This window comes from Cupriavidus sp. GW822-FHT03E04 (assembly GCF_058801495.1).
The window spans coordinates 264,350-282,632 of sequence record NZ_JBXANI010000003.1 but is presented as its reverse complement, the minus strand read 5'-3'; the positions used below and the strand labels follow the sequence as shown (position 1 = coordinate 282,632).

The window sequence follows — 18,283 nt, the reverse complement described above, 5'->3', positions numbered from 1 at the left end:
AGATTGAGAAGAAAGAAGGCGGAGCCGGGCGCTCAGCCCTGGATCTGGTTGGGGCAGACCAGCAGCGAGCCGATGTCGCCGAGCACGCCGGAGACTTCTGCGAAACCGATGGTGCGGGCATTGACGCCGGCCGCGGGCGTGGCCACGATGGCGCGGCCGCTGGCGTCGCTGGTGAGGGGCGCGCCACGCGTGACAGCGCCGCCATACTCGACATCCGCGATGCCGCTGCGCACGATGCTGGGTCGGTCGCCAGCGACGTAGGCGAACCCCTCCGTTACGCCGAGCAGCGCATCGGTGGACCCGGTGCCCTGCTTGATGGCGCCATCGGATGCGCCCTGCGCAACGATGCGGAATTTGCCGATGGCACCATCGGCGGTGTGGGTCTTGATGAGGCCAGGATTGCTCATGGTGTAGTCCGGTAGTGTTGCGTGGGAGAGGCGACGGTCAGGCCTGCGCCGACAGTTCGTTGAACGCCTTGGTGGCCGCCGCAGCGTGGCTCATGTGCTGGCCGCTTGCCTTCGCGGATTGCATCAGCTCGGTGGCGCGGGCGCTGATTTCCTGCTGGGTCGGCACCTTCTTTTCGCTGGCGTCCGCGTTGTTGACCTTGGCAGGCAATGCCGCAGGTGCATCGATCACCAACGCGGTGGCCTGCGCTGCGAGCGCACCGCGGTGGGCTGCCAGCACCTGCGCGGCAGCCTGGTCGGGCGTGGTCTTGCCATCGGCCTTCAGCGTGGCGATCAGCTTTTCATGGCCGGCCATCGCATGGGCCTCGACACCCAGGATGCGCGCGCGCTCGGCGCTCGCGCCGGCGGTGCTGGCTTCGGATTGGATTTGCTGCAGCAGCTCGGGCGATTGCGCCGCCAGCTCTTCGCGGGTGATGCTCATGGAGGTTCCTTTCGGAGAGGTGGGCAGATCTGCCCGGGTTTTTGAAGGGGGCACAGTGCGCGCCCCGGTCGTGCTGAACTCGCCGGCGGCGAGCCGTCCTACCAACTGGTCAAGCGTGGCAATGCCGTCGACCAGGCCGGCGTCGATGGCCTGCTGGCCAACGAAGATCCGCCCATCCGCCATATCGGCCAACACCTGGTCGACGCTGGCGCCGCGGTTGTCGGCCACGGCCTGCACAAACTGGCTGTACAGGTAATCCACGTAGCCCTGCACCGACGCCCTGCCCTCCTCGGAGAGCGGGGCATAGCTGCTGGCAATGCGCTTGAACTTGCCCGAGTAGATCTCGGTCGTCTTGACGCCGCGCTGCGTTTCTGCGCCGGAAACATCGCGGTGGCTGGTCACCACACCGATCGAGCCCACCTCGGTGGTGCCATCGGCGATGTACACGGCTTTGGCCGCGCTGCCGACCCAGTACGCTGCCGACGCCATGACGCCGTCGCCAAGCGTCACCAGTGGTTTAGCCGCGCCGACCTCGCGCACCACATCGGCCAGCTGCTGCGTGCCGGCCACCGTGCCGCCAGGCGAGTCGATATGCAGCAGGATCGAGTTCACACGGCTGTTGGCGGCAGCAGAGCGCAAATCGCGCGCCACCAGGTCGCTCGAGGCACCGCCGGAGATGTCGCTGAACAGGTTGGCGCGCCGCCCGATGGTGCCCATGATGGGGATCACGGCGACGCCGTTGACGATCTCGTAATCCTGCGGCTCATTGCCCAGCGGCCGGCCCAGGCTGGCCGCTACCGCCTGCAGGTCGACCTGCTCGCCCAACATGCGTGCGTCGTAGGCGGCGACGATCTCGATGAGCTTGCCTGGCAGGATGGCCCAGGGTGCGGTAACAACGTCGAGTAATCGATTCATCATCGTTCCTGAAATGCAAAACCCGCCTTGGTAGGCGGGTTCGCGTTATTGATTGGCATTGTCCGGCGGCGGATCCGCGTTGGGATCGGGCGGTGCCGGCGGTGTGGCCTCGGCGAGCAAGCCATCCCGCCGGCGCGCCTCGATCTCCCTGGCCTGCTGCGCGTGGTTGTCGGGCCAGTTGCTGCCGTCGTAGGCCATGGTTTCCTTGGCCAGCGTGGTACGCCCGATCTCCAGGTTCTTCTGCGACGCCAGCGCTTCCTTGAGCGGATCGATCGCACCAGGTGCGTCGCCCACCCACTGACACCCAAGCCAGGCGCGCCGGATCAGCGGGTCCTCGAAGTAGCCCGGCGCCGAGATCCGGCCGTTGGAGACCGCCTCATCCATCACCAGCTCGTAGACAGGCTGGCAGAAGTTGGTGGCCAGCCAGAAACGGCGCATCTTGAAGAACCGCCAGGCGTCCAGGATGGCTGCCCGGGCCGCCGTGTAGCTCGAGGTGTAGTGCTTGATCAGTACCTCGAACGGCAGCTCCAGCGCCACGCCGATCTGTCGCAGGATCGACTGCACGAACGGATCAAACAGCGCATTGGGGCGCCCCGGATTGATGATTTGCACTTCATCCCCCGGCATGCCCGTGATGACACCACCCGTACCCAGCCGATATTCAGGATCTTTGTCCTTCTCATTGGGCAACGGCTCCGGCCCATCCCCATCGGCGGTCTTGATGAATACCGTGAACATGCCGGACACCACTGCGGCGGCCAACTCGGCATTCGTGTACACACCGAGCTGGCGCAGTGGGTCGATGACTGGCGCCAAATAGGGCTGGCCGCGTGTCTGGCCCACCCTGCGACGCTCGAACAAGTGCAAGACGTTGCGCCGACCAGTCTTGGTACCGAACACTTCGCGACGATCCCATTTCCGTTCCCGAACCCCGAGGCCGCCCGGGTGCGATCGCAAAAAGTGACATGCGACGGGCGCACCGAAATCGTCCATCTCCACGCCACCTGCCAGCTTGTCGGTATCGCGCTGGCCGTCAGGATTGCAGCAACGATCGCCCTCGATCAACTGCAGGCGCGTGCGATAGGCTGTGTGGTGCCGCTCAAGCATTGGCGTCACCACAAAAAGGTCCCCGTTCTCCAGCGTTGAGCGGAACACCAACTGCTGCATCTCATAGAAGGTCTGCGTCAGCGTGATGTCGCATTCCTTGCTGTCCGCGAACAGTGAGAACTCGCGCTGCGATTGCTGCTGCCAGGCCGCCGCCTGCTCCTCGGTCAAGCCGAGCACCTTGGCATCGATGGTCGGCTGCGGCGCCAGGCCGGTGCCGACTACATTGGTCACCACGGTGTTGATGGCGCCGACCGCCAGTGGGTTGTTGCGCGACAGGTCGCGGCTGCGGTTGCGCAGGTCGCCCAGCGCCGGCAGCAGATCCGCATCGGCTGAGCCACCGAAGGCAAACCAGTTGCGCAGCGAACGCTTGGTGCGCGATGCACCTTCATAGGCGCCGGAGTAGGCCTGTACCGTGCGGGCTTGCGCACGGCGGTTACCCGCGGCCGGGTTGAAATAGTTGACCAGGCGGTCAGGCAGCGTCAGCTTGCTGGCCAGTATTGCGGCGAGCTTGGGGTCCTTCATTCCGCCACCCCGTAGCCGAAGCGCATCCGGCGGCCGCCGCGCTTGGCCTGCGCCACCCGCGCCTCCCAGTAGTCGATCTGCCTGCGGATCTCGCCGGCATCCGCACGCGTGAGCTTGCGCCCCTCGATCTCATAGGACTGGCTCCTGGCCACAGCCAGGCTGGCAGCGAGCCAGGCATCGAGCTGCGACTGTGCTTGTGCCTCTGTAATCATGGGTCATATCTCCACGCCACTCGAGCTGGTGCCGTATCGGCGCCGGCGTCGCGGTGGCAAGTTGGGTGTTTCGTTGGTGGTGGCTGGCTCGGGCGCTGGTCGATGTCGCACCGGCGGTACGTCCTGGTCGTCTTCGTCCTCTTCCGCATCGATCTCGCGCGGTGCAGCCGCAGGCACGGGCACAGCGGCCGGCGTCGGATCTGGCTCGGGCGACGCCGGCTCATCAAACAGGCCGCCCTGCGACAGCCGCGCCTCGAGGATGGACCAGTCTCGCTCCTGCATCAGATGCACCTTGGCCGCCCGCGAGGCATGCAGGTTATAGACCTCCAAGTCCAGCACCTCATTGCGTTTGCCCACCTTCTTCTGCCAAACGCGGATGACGTGGCCGTTTTGCTGGCGCACCGGCGCCTTGACCTCGGCCAGCAGCTGCTCGAAGTAGTCCGCGATCACGTTTTTGTAGACGTGGAAGCGGCCAGGTCCTTTGCCCTCCATGCCGACGCGGCCGCGCTCGCCGATCAGCAGATCCTTGGCGCGGCCCACACCGACCATGAACACCGAAACGCCGTACTTGGCCGCCTTGGTGTTCTTCTTGTTGGTATCGATCACCGCGCTGGGCTTGCGGAAGATCTCCGCATCGGGGCTGCGCGCGCCCTTGATCGCCATCACATGCGGCACGCCGCGGCCCTGGCGGGTGCGGACGTACTTGTAGACCGCATCGGAGGTGTTGCCGTCCGAGCTGTCGATCGAGGCCGCGCTGATACTGAGCCCAAAGCCACGCTCATGGCGGTATTTGCCAAACAGCAGCTTGTCGAGCTGGTTCCATACGTCATCGGTTATGAGCGCGGTCTGGCCATACAGTCGGTCATAGCGCACCAGCCAAGTCTCTTCGCCACGGCCGTAGGCGCGGATGATCACCTCCAGGCGATCGGGCTGCACGTCGACGGACAGCATCAGCATGAGGCCACCGGCCGGCACCGTGCCCGCGTCGTACTTCAGCGCGCGCTCGGCCAGCTCGTCGGCCTTGGGCTGGTCCCCCTTGAACGAATAGGCCACGCCCATCGAGCTATTGGTGAAGGCCACCATCTTGCTTTCGTCGCCCATCGCCAGGTGGTGGAGCGCCGTTAGCCAATTCTCCATCAGGATGGGCATCACCGAGCCGGGAAACGGGCTATACAGCTCGTTGATGAAGTAGCCGGCGATGCCATTAAACGGCGCGGTGGCCATCCATCGCCCCATCTTTACGTTGCGGCGCTTTTCGGCATCGTTCCAGTGACCTTCGCAGTGCGGGCACACGTAGTAGGCTTTCTCGGGCACCTTCTTGCCGAAAATTGGATGCGAAGCCCCATCCTCCTCGGGACACTTGAGGTTGTCGAAGCTCAGCGCGTGCTCGGCGCCACAGTGGTGGCAAGGAACCATGCCCACGCGCTTGTCGGACAGCTCCATCTCGGCCGCGATGGTCGAGGTGCCTTCCACCGTCGGCGTGCCGCCGATGAGGATCTTGACTCGCGAGCGGCGAAACGTCTTGGTCCGTTCCTTGGCCAGCTTGATCGAGTCGCCCTGGCCGCGCAGGTTCAAATTGCAGTCGTCCGGCTCTTCGATAAAGATGCGCGGGATCGGGCTGGACTTGACGCTGGAAGGAGAGTTCGACCCGACCAGCTTGAGAAAGCCACCGGGGAAGCGCTTGAACAGCATGCGCTGCTGCGCCTTGCGGCTGCGCAGGTTCACCGCGCGACGCAGGCGCGGCGTGGCGCCAACCATAGGCTCGAATTTCTCGGCCATGTACTCCTTGGCAGCGCCCTCTTTCGGAAACAGGCCAAGAATCGGCGACGGATCCAGGTCGATCCACTTACCCAAGGCATTGCCAAGAACACCGGAGGTCCACGCCACCTGTGCCGACTTCTGACAACACACCTCGATTACCTCGGGGTCGTCCAGGGCCTCCAGCGGATTGCCTGGCCAGCAGAGGTAGGGAGTCACCTCGGGGTCGTACTTGCCGGCCCGGTCGGCCTCGATGCTCGACAGGAACCGGAAGCGGCGCCCCCATTCCAGGCCATTCATGCGCGGCGGCAGCGCCCATCGCGACACGGCAACGCGCAGCGTGCGCTTAGCCGTCTTCGTCATCCTCCTCATCGTCTCCGGCATCGTCAAGATGCTCAGAGTCGGGATCTCCATCTCCATCATCGTCTTCTTCCAGGTGTTGGAGCTTGGCCAGGCACTGCTCTACGAAAGGCAGCACAAGCTGCTCATCGATCTCGATGTCGTGAGCCTCGAACACGGCATCAGCCACCTTGCCAGGCAGCAGCAGCATCTCGGTCTTGGCCGCCTCGACATGGCTGGTCCACAGACCTTCAAACTTTGCCGCCGGCGCCAGCAGTTCCAGCTTTTCGCCGATGCGCAGCTCAACCTCGATTTTTCGCGCACGGTCCAGATCATCCTTCGGACTGGACAGGCCGGCGCGGTCCACCGCACGCTGCGCATACCAGGTGAGCACCGCCGCGGTGTCGTATTCATTGCCGCGGCCGCGCTGGCCGGCCAGCTCCACCGGCATGCCCTCTCTCGCCTGCCATCGAATCAGCGTTTGCACCGTGAAGCCGGTGAACTCGGCCAGCTCCTGCAGGTTCACCTTCTTGCCCATGGAATCCCCAACTAACTAACCCTAGAGGGCCTTTTATCTAGAAAAAGAACGCGGTGCGAATGACCCCCATGAGACGGGAGGCCGGAAGGACCCGCGTGCGCCCGGCTGCACCCCACCGGGCGCCCAGCCCTGCCCACTGGCTCTGGCTAGCGCGCCGTGGCCAGCGCCTGTTCCCAGGCCTGCAGCATCTCGCGCTCGAAGTTCGCGCGCGCTGTCAGCTCAGCCACCTCGCTGAACCGCAGCCGCTTCTCGTACTGGGCGCGCGTGGTGAACACCAGCAGCGGTACGATCTTGCTGTTTCCATCGACACGGGCATAGATGGCCTCGGGCAGGTTGTGCCCGCGCGGCTTGCCCATGAAATACCGCTTGGATTTGCCGGAAGAATTGAGTTCGGCCGCGATCCGCTTGATGGTGGCGCGCGTCAAGTTGCCGTACTGGTTCAGCTTCGCGCCGATACTAGGCAGCGCGATGCCCTTGCCAAAGAGCTTCTCGAAGGTCTTCAGCTCGCGCTGGCCGCCGTCGACCTCGGTGCGCAGATAGCGCGCCTGGCGGTCCTTGATGAACACCGTCGATTCCAACAGCGTCTTGCTTGCCGAGGTGGTGCCCACGGCCGAGCGCGTGAACGGCACAGGGTTGTCGAACGCCCGCACGATCTCGGTGGTCTCGGCCTCACGCGCCAGGCGGGCTAGGCGTGTGAGCGTGATAGCCACCGCGAATGGCATCTGCCGCTGCTGGCGGTCAAATCCCTGTACCACGCTGCTCACATTAACGCCGATTATTGCCATGCCGCCCTCCAAAACGAACACAATGTGCTGAATCGCACTTACCCAGTGTGCGACCTCCGTCAGGCTTCCGTTGAATGCAAGAGTGGAGGCGCAGCATGAAGCTGACTGTGAGTCTTCTCATCTGCTATCTGATTGCCCGGTTGCTGACCAGCCCCGTATCCGAAGCAATTGCGACAACCGTAGTGATCGGACTTTGTCTGCTACTGATCTTCAAAATGACGGGGAGCGGCACCTGGGATGCCTTGCTGGGTTGGATAGCACGACACCGCTTGACGTTCTACTTTGTGGCGATACTGTCTCTTCTCGGAGTAGCGGAAGCGTGGCCGAGCCGCAGTCTGGTGAGCCTCTTCCTGGACTCGATCCTAGGCCTGCATTGGATTGGTCTCGTTGCAGTCGCAAGTCGAGTACTCTTCGAACGCAGAAGATGAGCGCATTAACGCGAGGCCAACAATGCTAGCTATAGTTTTCGGGATTTCTGCTGGTTACGTGCTGGGCATGGCCTTTATTGGATATGCATATGCACTGGCGACACTGCGAGCGCAAGCGAAAATCCTGGCCATAAAAAAGCCGGTGGTGTTTGCAGCTACTCTCATACACTACCTGCTCGCCATTCTTGGCGGGGTCATACTTCCCGCTGTTGCCTGGAGATCGCTCCGAGATACTATGCCCGAGGGGGTCGGCATCGCATTCGGGCTATCGGGCCTCCTGTCGCTGGCACTCGGCTTCCTGTGCCTAAGCCGTGATGCTTCGGCATGCAAAAGGCCCGACCAAGTATGAACCGGATCGGGCCTTCTTTCACTGCACGCACTGAAACCACAGCGTAGCCGAAATCTACCCCTACCCGGTCAGGATTTCAATAGCAAGCGTCAGGGTCCCCCTTTAACCATTTGATCCATAAAAGAAAAAAGGCGCTACCTTGAAAAGTGGTTTTGCGGGTTCTGTCAGGGCTTCAGCAGCAAATGCAGCGGCAGCACCTTGGCCTGGGGATTCTTGAGGCAGTACTCGAGCGCGACCAGCAGCGAGTTGTGCAGCCGGCGGACATGGCTCTCGCTCACGCCCAGCCGCTGCCCGATCTTCTGGCGCGTCAGTTCCTCGACGTACCAGGCCATGGCCAGCTTGCGCAGATCCAGCGGCAGCCGCCACAGCGCCTCGTGCAACTGCTCGCACTCCGGCGGCGACATCGGGATGAAAGACCGCAGCGGCATGGAGCGGATCTCCTCGAGCGTGAGGCAGCTCTCGCCGTAGCCGTTCGGTGCACCGCCGGACTTCGCCCATTTGCCCCACGAGTGCAACCGCTCCACCGCCCACTCCAACCGCTCGCGCTCGCGCTTGTCCACTCGGATCCCGACCGTCATCGCTTCGCCCTCCCCCCAACTATGGTGCGCATCCGCGCGAATTCCCGCTCGGCCGCGGTGGCATCCAAGGGCATGTTCTCGGCCTCGGGAATGCCCGGGATCGGCGGCAGGTGTTCACGGATGGCCACGGCCCACAGCAATTCCCAATGCGCACGCGCCTCCACCCAGGTGGTGCCGGCCAGCACGCGGTCGACGCCATACCGCACCGCCGTCCAGAACACAGCCCGCGAACTCCAGCGGTCCCGTTTCACTGCTCGCATCTGCAACTGCTCGACCGCCTCGGCATATGCGATCTCGGCGCTTCGTTCGGCCGCCGTCATTGCTCGGCCCGTTTATGTTCGCGCATGAACCGGAGCAGCTCGGCAGGCTTCATCGCAGGCTTGCCCCTGAGCGTGGCCGCGAACGCCGCATCCTCGGCCTTCTGCCTGGCCATGGTCTGGCGCACGATTTCACGGTCTGCGGCGATTTTCTCCGCATATACCGTCACCCACGCGTCGCCCTTCTTTTTCGCTTCGCGCAACAATCGATGGAAGTACGCCCACGGGTCTTTGACCACGGTTGCACGCATGGCGCCTCTCAGTTCGTCAAGCACGCGCTGGCCGAGCGTTTTGCTGGCTAGCCCGTCCAGTTCGCGTCTCAGGCGGCGCCTCTGGCTCACATCCAGGCGCACCGGCCACGCTCGATCATCCTGCCACTCGAACCCCTGCCCCCCTGCAAGCTGGGCCGGAGGCCCATCCCCGCCACCTTGGATGCCCCGTTGCCGTTCCTCTGAGAGCCGCTGCGCTTCTGTGGGAGCCGTTTGGGGGTCCAGCTCGCCTCCCGCGCCGTAGGCGTGGGGGGCTAGATCAAGGCCTGTCTCAGCTGCGCCGGCCGCGGGGCTGTCTTCCGCCGCGAGCTGCTGCGCCTCTGCGGGAGGACTTTGGGGGTTCTGCTCGCCTCCCGCGCCGCAGGCGTGGGGGGGTGGATTGAGGGCTGCCCCACCGGCATTGGGGTCGAGTGGCGGCTTGGGTTGGGTTTTGGTTTTATCGGACACCAGATGTGTGCCGGCTTTTGGCTCGCTATTACCCTGTGCATAACCCGGCGAGCGCTTGACCGGCTTAGGCTTGCGCGCAGCGCCGGATACCTTCGCACTGGTGTCGGCTATTTTCTGGACAAATGAAGACGTGCGGGCGAGCAGCAGCTTGAACTTGAGGCGCAGCTTGCTGCCGATCGACCGCACCAGCCCCACCTTCTCCAGCTGCACCATGCGCCGGCGCAGCTGCTGCTCGGAGGGCTTGTACGCCTTCACGCCTGGCCGCCCGGGCAACTCGGTGTCTTCGCGCAGCGACCACCAGGAGATCGCCTTTGCAGGCCCGCCAACCACACCGGTCTCGTAGTCCATGCTCCGACGCAACGCGGTATAGAGGTCGCGCGCCAGGTGGTCGACCATTCGCATCGCAGCCCACTCCCGGTCATCAATGACGAACGTGCTCACGCCGCAGCCCTCCTGGCCACGAGCTGCGTCGCCTTTGTCCATAGGGCATCGAGGCCGACCTGGTAGCCGCGCTCCCAAGCGCAGCCGTGGAGGCTGTCCTCGCAATACGGATTCACCGCGTTGACACCATGCGATCGTGCGTCGGCCATGCCGCGCTCTTCGATCGCGCTAATCGGTTGAATTGGATAGTCCATAGCTCTTTACGACCGCTCCATGGCGGTCTCGCATAGAAGGTCAAAGGTCGCCATAAAGGCGCTCGGATTGTGGGAGCCGCATTCCACGCGGAATTTGGCGGTGGCGGCGGCCACCTCATCGCGATAGGCCCCACGCGCGGCGGCCGGCAATTGCAGCCAGCGCTCTTTGCAGATCTCGGCCAGGGTCGACATCTGGCCGGCACCGGCAAACACCCAGTACACGTCGCACAGGGGCCAGAACACGAGGAGGTGCCGTGCAAAGGCATCAAGACCACGGCCACCTTTCGCGAGAGCGATTGCGCCGGCCTGGCGGCAGGCGCACGACATGTGCACGGCATGCCGGCACGTCAGGCCAGCCGAGACGCGCGTGGACTTACAGCACGTCATGTCCGCCTGAAAGCTGATGTCCATCTTCACGCGGCCAACACCTGGTCGAACGTGCAAAGGTCTTCCCACACGTCGCCGAGATTGGCTCGACCGTCATAGGCGACAGCAACGCAGTGCTTAAGCGCTTCGTCCGCACGCAGTTGCGCCTTGTATTCTTTACTATTCACGCTTAGCAGCTTGAACTGCCGGCCGCCGGCCACCTTGATCGCAAAGACGCCAAACGGCTTGCCGCCCGCCACCACGCGCCTTTTAATACGCGCGAAAAGCTGATGCAGCTCCGCCTGCGTCAACGGCTTGCGCTTCCGCGGGGATTTTGTAGGTCGGCAGCCGGATGTAATGAAAGCAGCGCCTGGCGTCATACCTTGCGCTTGCGCTTGGTGAGCAGCTTGCCGAGCGTACGCATGAGCCTGCGCTTAAAGCCAACCGCCTCGCGCAGCTCGCGGTGCGCTTCCTGCACGGCTTCGTCGGAGGTGTCGGTGGCCAAGCGAAGCACCGCCTGCTGCCCCTTGGCGTCCTCGCTCATGAGCCTGCCCAGGGCAGCGTGCACGCACAGCTCCGGGTCGCCTTCATCCACTTCGGCGCGGACCACCAGGCCGAATGGGGCCAGGAGGCTATCGAGCACGTCGAGCCGGAGATCCGGCGGCAATGCGGCCAGGATCGACGGAATGAAGTTGGTCGGCAGCAAGGTGCTGTCCTTTGTCTCGTCATCGAGCCACCGGAACACTCGCTCGCCATTGACTTTCATGCGCTCGAAGGCGTCCCGCGTGTTTGGCTCGAATCGGATCCCCGTCACATCGTCGTAGCCGAGACGCTCATGGACGCTGACCACCAGGTCCACTACTGTGGCCTGCCCCAGCCGATCGCGGGTGCGCCACGTATTGACCGCCCCGCGAAGCAGGCCGATGAACGTCTGAGATTGATGCCGCATGATTTGGAATCCCCCGGTAGATAAACTGCCGTCAAAACGTAAAAAGCGCCGTAGCGCGTGAACTTTTCGGGATGAAATCTGTGTTCCAACCCACATCAAAATTGCGCCGTCTGACGCCACTGGAACGCCGCCGCATCGCCGCCCTACTGCGTATTGCTACGCTCAGGCCCAGCACGCCCCAATCACCCCGCCTGACTCCACGCGAGTGGCATCGGCCACGCGTCGATGGACTTGATCACGAGCGCGCCTCACACCAAGTCGAAATGAGCACGCATGGCACGTAAGCCGCTTAGTGTCGTGAGGCGTTACTCAGGTAGATGGTTAGCCGGGACACCGCAGCAGCCCTGCCGTATGAATGTCCAGTCCACAGTGCTATCAAGCTCCTCGCACCTGACCTCGCGATTGGTGAGGCGCTCAATCTGCGGGCAGTACCTTGGAGGCACATGACCAACTTCCCGCCACTGCTGAACAACTTGATAGCCACTCAGGCCCAAGGCTCTCGCCATGGCCGAGAGTCCGTTGAAGTGCTTGATGGCGCGCTCGATCCCGTTCATGACCGTCATTCTATGCTAGTTATTCTAGTGCCACTAGATTCTTTTGTGTGGCCGCAATTTTTTCTTGTGGGTAGGATGCGCGCATGACTATCAATACCCGGATAAAGCGGCGCCGCGAGTTCCTAGGACTCTCGATGGAGCAGCTCGCAAACCTGGTGGGCGTCAAAGCCTGGCAAACCGTGCAGCAATGGGAGAAGGTAGATGGCACTTCACCAAAGCGAGATCGCCTCGCGGCTGTCGCACAGGCGTTAAAGACGACGCCGCAATGGCTGATGTTCGGTCAAGATCCCGAGTGGGTTCCCGAGGCGGAATGGCAGGGGTCCCCCTCTTCGGAAGGGCCATCCAAGTCGCCGGCAGAGGCTTACAATGTGCCTTCAAAGGCGCGCCAGCCTATTCCGCTGACCTACCCCGCGGACACCACGAAGTTCCGTCGCGTGTACGTCATCGGTAAGGCGCAAGGCGGCCTACCAGATCGCATTTGGACGGACGGTGATTACCCTTTGGGAGCAACAGACCAGTACGCGGAGATCGCTAGCCCTGATCCGCATGCATTCCTTGTACCTATCGTCGGACTGTCGATGGTGCCTCGCTTCAATCCTGGCGAATTTGGACTAGTGGAGCCTGGCACGGAACCCGAAATTGAGGACGATGTTCTGGTTCGACTCGACACCGGAGAGACACTTCTCAAGCGCCTACTTTCTCGGCGCCAGGGCATTCGGCTGGGTAGCTATAACGAGCCGGAATTGCTGACGTATCTACCAGAACAGATCACGTGGATGTATTACGTGGCGCACCCGGTGCCGGCCCGAAAGATCAAGACCCGCTTATAGCCGCCATCAGGCGGTAACATTGAAAGGCACCGCCGCATGATTAAGGCTCTCTTTGGCGCAGCTCTGATAGTGGGCGGGCTTGGCTTGAGCGGATACGCATACCTCGTGCAGCCCGAGCCATTGCCGCATAGCGAGAAGCGCTCGACTTCGGAAATGATCGCGGATCTCGAGCGGACGCTTGAGGATCACAAGCGCCTGTCAGCAGAATGCGAAACCTCGAAGCTCGAGCCATTATCCGAATGCCTCGACAAGGTTACCAGCCGCGCCGAACATTTCCGAACCCAGGAAGCAATAGACCGAACACGCGAAAATCGGGATGCTCGGGACAGAAATGTTGCTCTCGATGCATGGAAAAATAGAACAATGCTCGCTGGCGGGGTAGCTTTTTTGGCGGGCATCGTCCTTGTGGCAAGCTTTGCTCCTTCACGCAACCGCGCCTAGACCAGCTCTATCGGAACAGAGGACCGACGCCCACCAGCAAGGTGGGCGTTTCTGTTTCTGGACCACGAATCCGCAGCGCTACCTGGCAAAAGGTGTAGCCCACTAACCACGCGGAAGTAACGGCCCCCCACTGAAGGGGTAGCATCCTCACAAACAAAAACCACTAGTTATTCTTGTATTGCTAGTTTTTCTAGTTCATACTGCCTCACGTCATTGCGCAGCGCGCACCACTCGACGGGAGATAACAGTGAACAGCATTAAACGCATCAGAGGCCGCCTCGGCTACCTCGCCCTGGTCACCGCAGTCTTCGCAGCACACGCGTGCGCTGTCGAATTCGACCAGCACGCCACGCCGACCACCACCGCAATCCGCAGCGCGTGAGGCCGGCCATGCATCTCGAATTCTTCCGACTGCGGCACTACGGCAATCAGTGGATCTCCGCCCCTGATGACTGGGTCGTCATCGACGACTTCGGCACCGCGCACAACGCCCTCCACCGCGGCGAGTTTGGCGGGCCATTCGATGGCGCGCACGCGAAAAGACGCGATCTCTACTGGTCGGAGCATCAAGACATCGACTTCGCGCGTGCATGCTGGGCGACCTCGACCCCCTACACGGTCAACGAGACAACCGCATTTGCGCACCCGTTGGGCCTCAGCATCGAGGTCGACCTGCGCATTTGGTTCACGCTGCACCCCCGCTGGGATGAGACGACCTGGACCGCGCACGAGGCGCGCGAGGATGGTGCCCGCATCGAGATCGAGTCCTACAGGGCCGAACTGGGCGACGAATCGCCCCGCACCGTAGTCCTGGATGCGGCTGCCATCGAGGAATTCTGCTGGGCCTACATCGAACTTGAGAAGGCCCGGGAAGAAGCCAAACAGAAAGAGCACCAGGCACGCAGCGTCACGGAGGCCTCGCAATGATCCGCTTCCGCATCACCGTCGATGGCCGACTCACCTATACCGGCCTGTTCCGCAGCACCTGCGACGCGATCCTTGATGCCATCGATCGCGGCGCACGCACCGTGTCGGCGGTACCGGCATGACCGCCCGCCGGATCTCGAAGGCCGAGCTGATTGCGGAATTCCTCCGCGTGCGCGGTAGCGGCAGGCCCGAAGAACAAGTCGAGATCCCGGCGATCCGCAAAAAGCTAGCGCGGTCGCGCCGCGCCTTTCTCAAGACTCAAGCGCGGCCCCCTCGTCCGCGTCCCCGCTTCGATCCCACGGTCATCGACCACAAACGCCGTCAGGCAAACGACCTCGACTGAGGAGCAATTATGCTGATAGGACTCACCGGCCCGGCAGGCGCCGGCAAGGACACTGCCGCCGATTACATTGTTTCCGCCCACAAATTCGTTGCGGTTGCATTCGCGCCAGCGCAATGCCCATCGTGGGATCACACGCTGACCGGCCTCCAGACCGCCGGTATCGATGTTGTCGTCAAAGAGATCCGCTCAAGCGTCGAGGCGGCCATCATCCGCGATCACGGTGGATTCATCGTTCGCCTAATGCGCAAGTCGAATGAACCCTGCGCATTGCTGACGGATACAGGCGTAAGCCTGCGGGAATCCGACCGCGAGATCCACAACGATGGCACGCTGTTCCAGCTGTATGACCAGCTCGACGCCATCATCGGCGAGGAGTCGTTCGTGGGGGCCGTGTCGTGAGCGCCGCCATGCCTCTTCACCAACCGCGCCGCGCGCAACTGACCTCACTGCCGTTCGTGCGCGCCGCCGGGCACCTGACGTTTTCCGCCAGCCTGGTCGCATTCATCAGCGACCCCACGCCCAGCGCCTATATTAAGCTGGAGCGGACCCTCGACCTGGTCGCTATCGCAATGCAGGTCCAGCGCGGCACTGCGTACCTGGTGCAAATCCAGTCCGCGCGGCGCGTGATGGTCGCCATCCTCGACCGCGTCGATCGAATCGGCAAGCTCGCCGTGTCGACGCACGATGCGCAGACCTTACGCGCCGCCGCACCACATATCGAGGCCGCCATCGGCAGCATCCGCCTCGACGCCTTTTGCTTCGCAAACGCCATCGTCCAGCACAAGCTCCAGCTGCAGGACGCAACGCTAGCTGACTGATCCGTTCGCCCAACCCGAGACCTCATCCATGACCAACACTCAAGTTGCGCTCACCATCCTTGCCGTATCTGCTGTCGCCGGCTGCGTCATCTTTGGTTTCCTCATTTGGATCGTGCGCGAACCCGAATGCACGGAGATCTGGCCATCTGAGAGCCGCGTGGGCGCAGCGCAAGCCGCTGCCAGCGCACCCTCGTATTCGGGAAGCACGCAAGCCGGCGCCCAGGTACCGGGCTATATCGACCTGGAGAACCTCGCCGATGACCTCATGCGACCCACCGCCCCGCGGGATGCAGATGGTCACTGCACCCATCCAGCCCTGCCGAGCTTTTCCGAAGACACCGATATAGCGCTGCTGCTCGAATCGATCGGCCTCGCCGCAGCCATTGTCTACATGGAGTCCGACTGCCAAAACGAGGACCTAATGGACCAGGTTTGGGAGGGTAGCAGCTGCCGGGAATGGATCCCGACCACCCCGGCCGGCGAGGGCTGGAACCTGCTGGAGATCTTCGACACCGAAGATGGGCCGCATGCGCTGTTTGTCCGCCGCCTCACCAAAGAGGAACGCCAGGAGCGCAGGCGGCATCGGCAAGAAACACAGCAGGTGATCGCAGGGTATCAGCACCGCGCCTGCAACCTCATCGAAGAGATGAGCAGCCTCTGCAAGTACGCGGAGTTCAAGCCCCCACTGCCCCGTCAGTTCAGCAGCCGAACCGGCCGGCGCGTACTGAAAGCCATCGTCACGCTGCATCAAGAAATCGACCTACTCAAGGCGGATGCCAAGGACGCGGAACAAGCGGCCCTTTCTGCGGCGGCTGAGACCTTGTCGCGCACCTGAAACCGCGTGCTCGACGCGTAGACCGCATTGAGCGCACCGACCCTCTCCCAACACATCGGAGCCGTCATGCCCCAAGTCCAACCCGGAGACCTTCTCCGCATCCCCGCCCGCCAACTGATCATTTCACCGCGCAACCGCCGCCGCCGGCCACGCAGGATGATTAACGAGATGGCCGCCTCCCTGCTCGCCCATGGCCAGATTAAGAATTTGTCCGTGATCGCGCACGTCAGCCGCAAGAAGAACGCCCCCACGCATGAAGTCGTGGATGGCGGCGGCCGGCTCCTAGCTGCACTCCAGAATATTGAGGCCGGCAAGTTCCCCGATGATTTCGAGTTCCTCTGCAAGCTGGAAAATCCTGTCCATGCCGAAGAGATCAGCATCGCCGCGAACATGCACGAGGCCATGCACCCGGCCGACGAGTTCGATGCCTTCCGCGACATGATCAATGCCGGCAGCACCACCGAGGAGGTCGCTGCCCGCTTCGGTGTGACGCCACTGGTGGTGCGCCGCCGCCTTAAGCTCGCCAGCGTTTCGCCCAACCTGGTGCAGTCCTACCGCGACGACGAGATGAGCCTCGACCAGTTGATGGCACTGGCCATCACTGACGACCAGGCCGCCCAGGAGCGCGTCTGGAAGCGCGTCAAGGACCTGGGACCGTGGGAACAGGCGCCGGCGAAATTGCGTGCCGCCCTGGCCATGCCTGGCGCCATTAACGCTAAGACGGACCGTCTCGCACGCTTCGTCGGACTGAATGCCTATGAGGCGGCCGGCGGCTCGGTCATGCGGGATCTGTTCAGCGAAGGCGGCGGCTTCATCGGCGACGGGGAACTGCTGGCGCGGCTGGCCGAGGAGAAGCTCGAAGCTGCGGCCGAGCGCATTCGTGCCGAGGGTTGGTCTTGGGTCGAAGCGCTCGGCAAGGTCAGCTACAGCGACATGGAATCCTTCGGCAAGAGCCAAGCCAAGAAGCGCACCCTGACCGACGAAGAGCAAGCGCAACTGACCGAACTCCAAGCCCGGGCGGCGGAGATCGACCAGCGCAATGCTGCCCTGGATGTTGAAGACGATGAGCTGCTCGAGGAGCTGGGCAGCGTGGAGGAACAGATAGAGGCGCTCGAAGCCAGCATGGCCACCTACACCGACCGTCAGAAGGCCAAAGCCGGCGCCATCATCACAATTGCCCATAACGGCGAGTTGGAAGTCCACCGCGGTCTCATCAAGCCGAGCAAGGGCAAGGCGAAGGGCAAGAACCTGCGCTCCAACGATGACGGTGGGGAGATCCGGCACGCCGGCCAGGACGGCGTGCCGGAAGAACCGGCCGAGCGGCCGATTTCCGAAAGCCTGATGGCAAAGCTCACCGCCCACCGCACTGGCGCGCTGCAGGCACTGGTCGCCGGCTCGCCGGGCATCGCCCTGGTGCTTCTGCTCCACGCCATGGTGACGCAGGTTTTCGCCAAGCTCGACCACCGCCTCCAGCTGGCCAGGATCCAAGCAAGTAACCAGCGCAGCACGATCCAGCGTGCGGCCGACGACCTAGAGGCCTCTCGCGCCTGGCAGAGCATGGAGGCCAGCATCGCCAGCTGGGAAGATCGTCTTCCCGGCGAGGGAGAGGATCTGTTCGCCTGGCTGCAGGCACTGAGCCAGGCCGACCAGCTCAACCTCCTGGCCGTCTGCGTCGCCCATACCATCGATACGCAGGCCACGCGTGAAGACTCGGCAGTGCATGAACACGCCAACCAGCTCGCGGCCGCCGTAGGTCTGGACATGGCCGACTGGTGGCAGCCCACTGCCGGCTCCTACCTGGCCAGCGTACCCAAATCTCGACGGATGGAAGCCGTACGCGAGGCGGTTAGTGAAGAGGCCGCCGCAAGCATCGGCACCATGAAAAAGGACGCCATGATCGGCGCGGCTGAGCAGTACCTGGAGGGGCGCCGCTGGCTGCCGGCCGTACTGCGCCGGCCCGCCGACGACGGCGACCCCGCGGCCGCGGCACAGGCCTACGGCGCGAATTCCAACAAGCCACCCATCCGGTACCGCGATGCAAACGGCAACACCTGGACCGGCCGCGGCAAACAGCCGGGCTGGCTCGCCCACGCGCTGGCGGGTGGCCAGAGCATCGATTCATTCCTGGTGCAGTGA

Annotated in this window: 25 protein-coding genes; 11 read left to right on the top strand and 14 right to left on the bottom strand. The window is 63.2% G+C overall.

Going from position 1 to position 18,283, the window contains the following annotated elements; genetic code table 11:
- Positions 1–32: 32 nt before the first annotated feature.
- From AC1RQC_RS05335 to AC1RQC_RS05305, 7 genes are all read right to left on the bottom strand, one after another.
- Positions 33–407: a capsid cement protein gene (locus AC1RQC_RS05335; RefSeq protein WP_492882617.1), complete on the bottom strand. Its 375-nt coding sequence runs from the start codon at positions 405–407 to the stop codon at positions 33–35.
- 37 nt (positions 408–444) lie between these two features.
- Positions 445–1,803 (bottom strand): S49 family peptidase, encoded by a 1,359-nt coding sequence (locus AC1RQC_RS05330; RefSeq protein ID WP_492882616.1) that lies wholly within the window; start codon positions 1,801–1,803, stop codon positions 445–447.
- Positions 1,804–1,845: 42 nt separating this feature from the next.
- A complete protein-coding gene (locus AC1RQC_RS05325) occupies positions 1,846–3,429 on the bottom strand; it encodes a phage portal protein (protein WP_492882615.1) in 1,584 nt (527 codons plus the stop codon).
- Positions 3,426–3,641: a DUF6148 family protein gene (locus AC1RQC_RS05320; protein ID WP_492882614.1), complete on the bottom strand. Its 216-nt coding sequence runs from the start codon at positions 3,639–3,641 to the stop codon at positions 3,426–3,428. Before AC1RQC_RS05320 ends, AC1RQC_RS05325 begins: the two co-directional genes overlap by 4 nt.
- 3 nt (positions 3,642–3,644) lie before the next feature.
- Positions 3,645–5,762 carry a phage terminase large subunit family protein gene (locus AC1RQC_RS05315; RefSeq protein ID WP_492882613.1) on the bottom strand — a complete coding sequence of 706 codons (2,118 nt, stop codon included), beginning with the start codon at positions 5,760–5,762 and terminating at the stop codon, positions 3,645–3,647.
- Entirely contained in the window at positions 5,746–6,276 is a 531-nt protein-coding gene (locus AC1RQC_RS05310) for a terminase small subunit (protein ID WP_492882612.1), read from the bottom strand. The genes AC1RQC_RS05315 and AC1RQC_RS05310 overlap by 17 nt, the downstream gene beginning before the upstream one ends.
- 146 nt (positions 6,277–6,422) lie before the next feature.
- Positions 6,423–7,061: a hypothetical protein gene (locus AC1RQC_RS05305; RefSeq protein WP_492882611.1), complete on the bottom strand. Its 639-nt coding sequence runs from the start codon at positions 7,059–7,061 to the stop codon at positions 6,423–6,425.
- 95 nt (positions 7,062–7,156) lie between these two features.
- On the opposite strand from AC1RQC_RS05305, the gene AC1RQC_RS05300 reads away from it, so the two are divergent.
- Positions 7,157–7,489: a hypothetical protein gene (locus AC1RQC_RS05300; protein ID WP_492882610.1), complete on the top strand. Its 333-nt coding sequence runs from the start codon at positions 7,157–7,159 to the stop codon at positions 7,487–7,489.
- 513 nt (positions 7,490–8,002) lie between these two features.
- Here AC1RQC_RS05300 and AC1RQC_RS05295 read toward each other — a convergent pair.
- The 7 genes from AC1RQC_RS05295 to AC1RQC_RS05265 all read right to left on the bottom strand — a co-directional run bounded on the left by AC1RQC_RS05295 (position 8,003) and on the right by AC1RQC_RS05265 (position 11,953).
- Positions 8,003–8,416 carry a sigma factor-like helix-turn-helix DNA-binding protein gene (locus AC1RQC_RS05295; protein ID WP_492882609.1) on the bottom strand — a complete coding sequence of 138 codons (414 nt, stop codon included), beginning with the start codon at positions 8,414–8,416 and terminating at the stop codon, positions 8,003–8,005.
- A complete protein-coding gene (locus AC1RQC_RS05290; protein ID WP_492882608.1) occupies positions 8,413–8,736 on the bottom strand; it encodes a hypothetical protein in 324 nt (107 codons plus the stop codon). Before AC1RQC_RS05290 ends, AC1RQC_RS05295 begins: the two co-directional genes overlap by 4 nt.
- Positions 8,733–9,890, bottom strand: coding sequence for a hypothetical protein (locus tag AC1RQC_RS05285; protein WP_492882607.1), 1,158 nt, complete (start codon positions 9,888–9,890; stop codon positions 8,733–8,735). The genes AC1RQC_RS05290 and AC1RQC_RS05285 overlap by 4 nt, the downstream gene beginning before the upstream one ends.
- Positions 9,891–10,090: 200 nt before the next feature.
- A complete protein-coding gene (locus AC1RQC_RS05280) occupies positions 10,091–10,501 on the bottom strand; it encodes a hypothetical protein (protein WP_492882606.1) in 411 nt (136 codons plus the stop codon).
- Positions 10,498–10,761: a hypothetical protein gene (locus AC1RQC_RS05275; RefSeq protein ID WP_492882605.1), complete on the bottom strand. Its 264-nt coding sequence runs from the start codon at positions 10,759–10,761 to the stop codon at positions 10,498–10,500. The genes AC1RQC_RS05280 and AC1RQC_RS05275 overlap by 4 nt, the downstream gene beginning before the upstream one ends.
- 65 nt (positions 10,762–10,826) lie before the next feature.
- Positions 10,827–11,399 (bottom strand): toxin YdaT family protein, encoded by a 573-nt coding sequence (locus AC1RQC_RS05270; RefSeq protein ID WP_309405558.1) that lies wholly within the window; start codon positions 11,397–11,399, stop codon positions 10,827–10,829.
- Positions 11,400–11,704: 305 nt separating this feature from the next.
- Positions 11,705–11,953: a YdaS family helix-turn-helix protein gene (locus AC1RQC_RS05265; protein WP_492882604.1), complete on the bottom strand. Its 249-nt coding sequence runs from the start codon at positions 11,951–11,953 to the stop codon at positions 11,705–11,707.
- Positions 11,954–12,036: 83 nt separating this feature from the next.
- Here AC1RQC_RS05265 and AC1RQC_RS05260 point away from each other — a divergent pair, with 83 nt between their 5' ends.
- The 10 genes from AC1RQC_RS05260 (at position 12,037) to AC1RQC_RS05215 (ending at position 18,283) form a co-directional block, all read left to right on the top strand.
- Positions 12,037–12,783: an XRE family transcriptional regulator gene (locus tag AC1RQC_RS05260; RefSeq protein ID WP_492882603.1), complete on the top strand. Its 747-nt coding sequence runs from the start codon at positions 12,037–12,039 to the stop codon at positions 12,781–12,783.
- A 36-nt stretch (positions 12,784–12,819) separates the two neighbouring features.
- The gene (locus AC1RQC_RS05255) at positions 12,820–13,224 is read left to right on the top strand and encodes a hypothetical protein (RefSeq protein WP_492882602.1); all 405 of its coding nucleotides are present in this window, start codon (positions 12,820–12,822) and stop codon (positions 13,222–13,224) included.
- Positions 13,225–13,471: 247 nt separating this feature from the next.
- Positions 13,472–13,606 carry a hypothetical protein gene (locus tag AC1RQC_RS05250; protein WP_492882601.1) on the top strand — a complete coding sequence of 45 codons (135 nt, stop codon included), beginning with the start codon at positions 13,472–13,474 and terminating at the stop codon, positions 13,604–13,606.
- Positions 13,607–13,614: 8 nt separating this feature from the next.
- On the top strand, positions 13,615–14,151 hold the full coding sequence (locus AC1RQC_RS05245) for a hypothetical protein (RefSeq protein ID WP_492882600.1): 537 nt from the start codon (positions 13,615–13,617) through the stop codon (positions 14,149–14,151).
- Complete coding sequence (locus AC1RQC_RS05240) at positions 14,148–14,273, top strand: hypothetical protein (RefSeq protein ID WP_309405553.1); 126 nt, start codon at positions 14,148–14,150, stop codon at positions 14,271–14,273. Before AC1RQC_RS05245 ends, AC1RQC_RS05240 begins: the two co-directional genes overlap by 4 nt.
- The gene (locus AC1RQC_RS05235; protein WP_309405552.1) at positions 14,270–14,494 is read left to right on the top strand and encodes a hypothetical protein; all 225 of its coding nucleotides are present in this window, start codon (positions 14,270–14,272) and stop codon (positions 14,492–14,494) included. The genes AC1RQC_RS05240 and AC1RQC_RS05235 overlap by 4 nt, the downstream gene beginning before the upstream one ends.
- A gap of 9 nt (positions 14,495–14,503) precedes the next feature.
- The gene (locus tag AC1RQC_RS05230) at positions 14,504–14,893 is read left to right on the top strand and encodes a hypothetical protein (RefSeq protein WP_492882599.1); all 390 of its coding nucleotides are present in this window, start codon (positions 14,504–14,506) and stop codon (positions 14,891–14,893) included.
- Positions 14,894–14,901: 8 nt separating this feature from the next.
- Positions 14,902–15,312 carry a hypothetical protein gene (locus AC1RQC_RS05225; RefSeq protein ID WP_492882598.1) on the top strand — a complete coding sequence of 137 codons (411 nt, stop codon included), beginning with the start codon at positions 14,902–14,904 and terminating at the stop codon, positions 15,310–15,312.
- Positions 15,313–15,340: 28 nt separating this feature from the next.
- Positions 15,341–16,147, top strand: coding sequence for a hypothetical protein (locus AC1RQC_RS05220; protein ID WP_492882597.1), 807 nt, complete (start codon positions 15,341–15,343; stop codon positions 16,145–16,147).
- A 66-nt stretch (positions 16,148–16,213) separates the two neighbouring features.
- On the top strand, positions 16,214–18,283 hold the full coding sequence (locus AC1RQC_RS05215) for an H-NS family nucleoid-associated regulatory protein (RefSeq protein WP_492882596.1): 2,070 nt from the start codon (positions 16,214–16,216) through the stop codon (positions 18,281–18,283).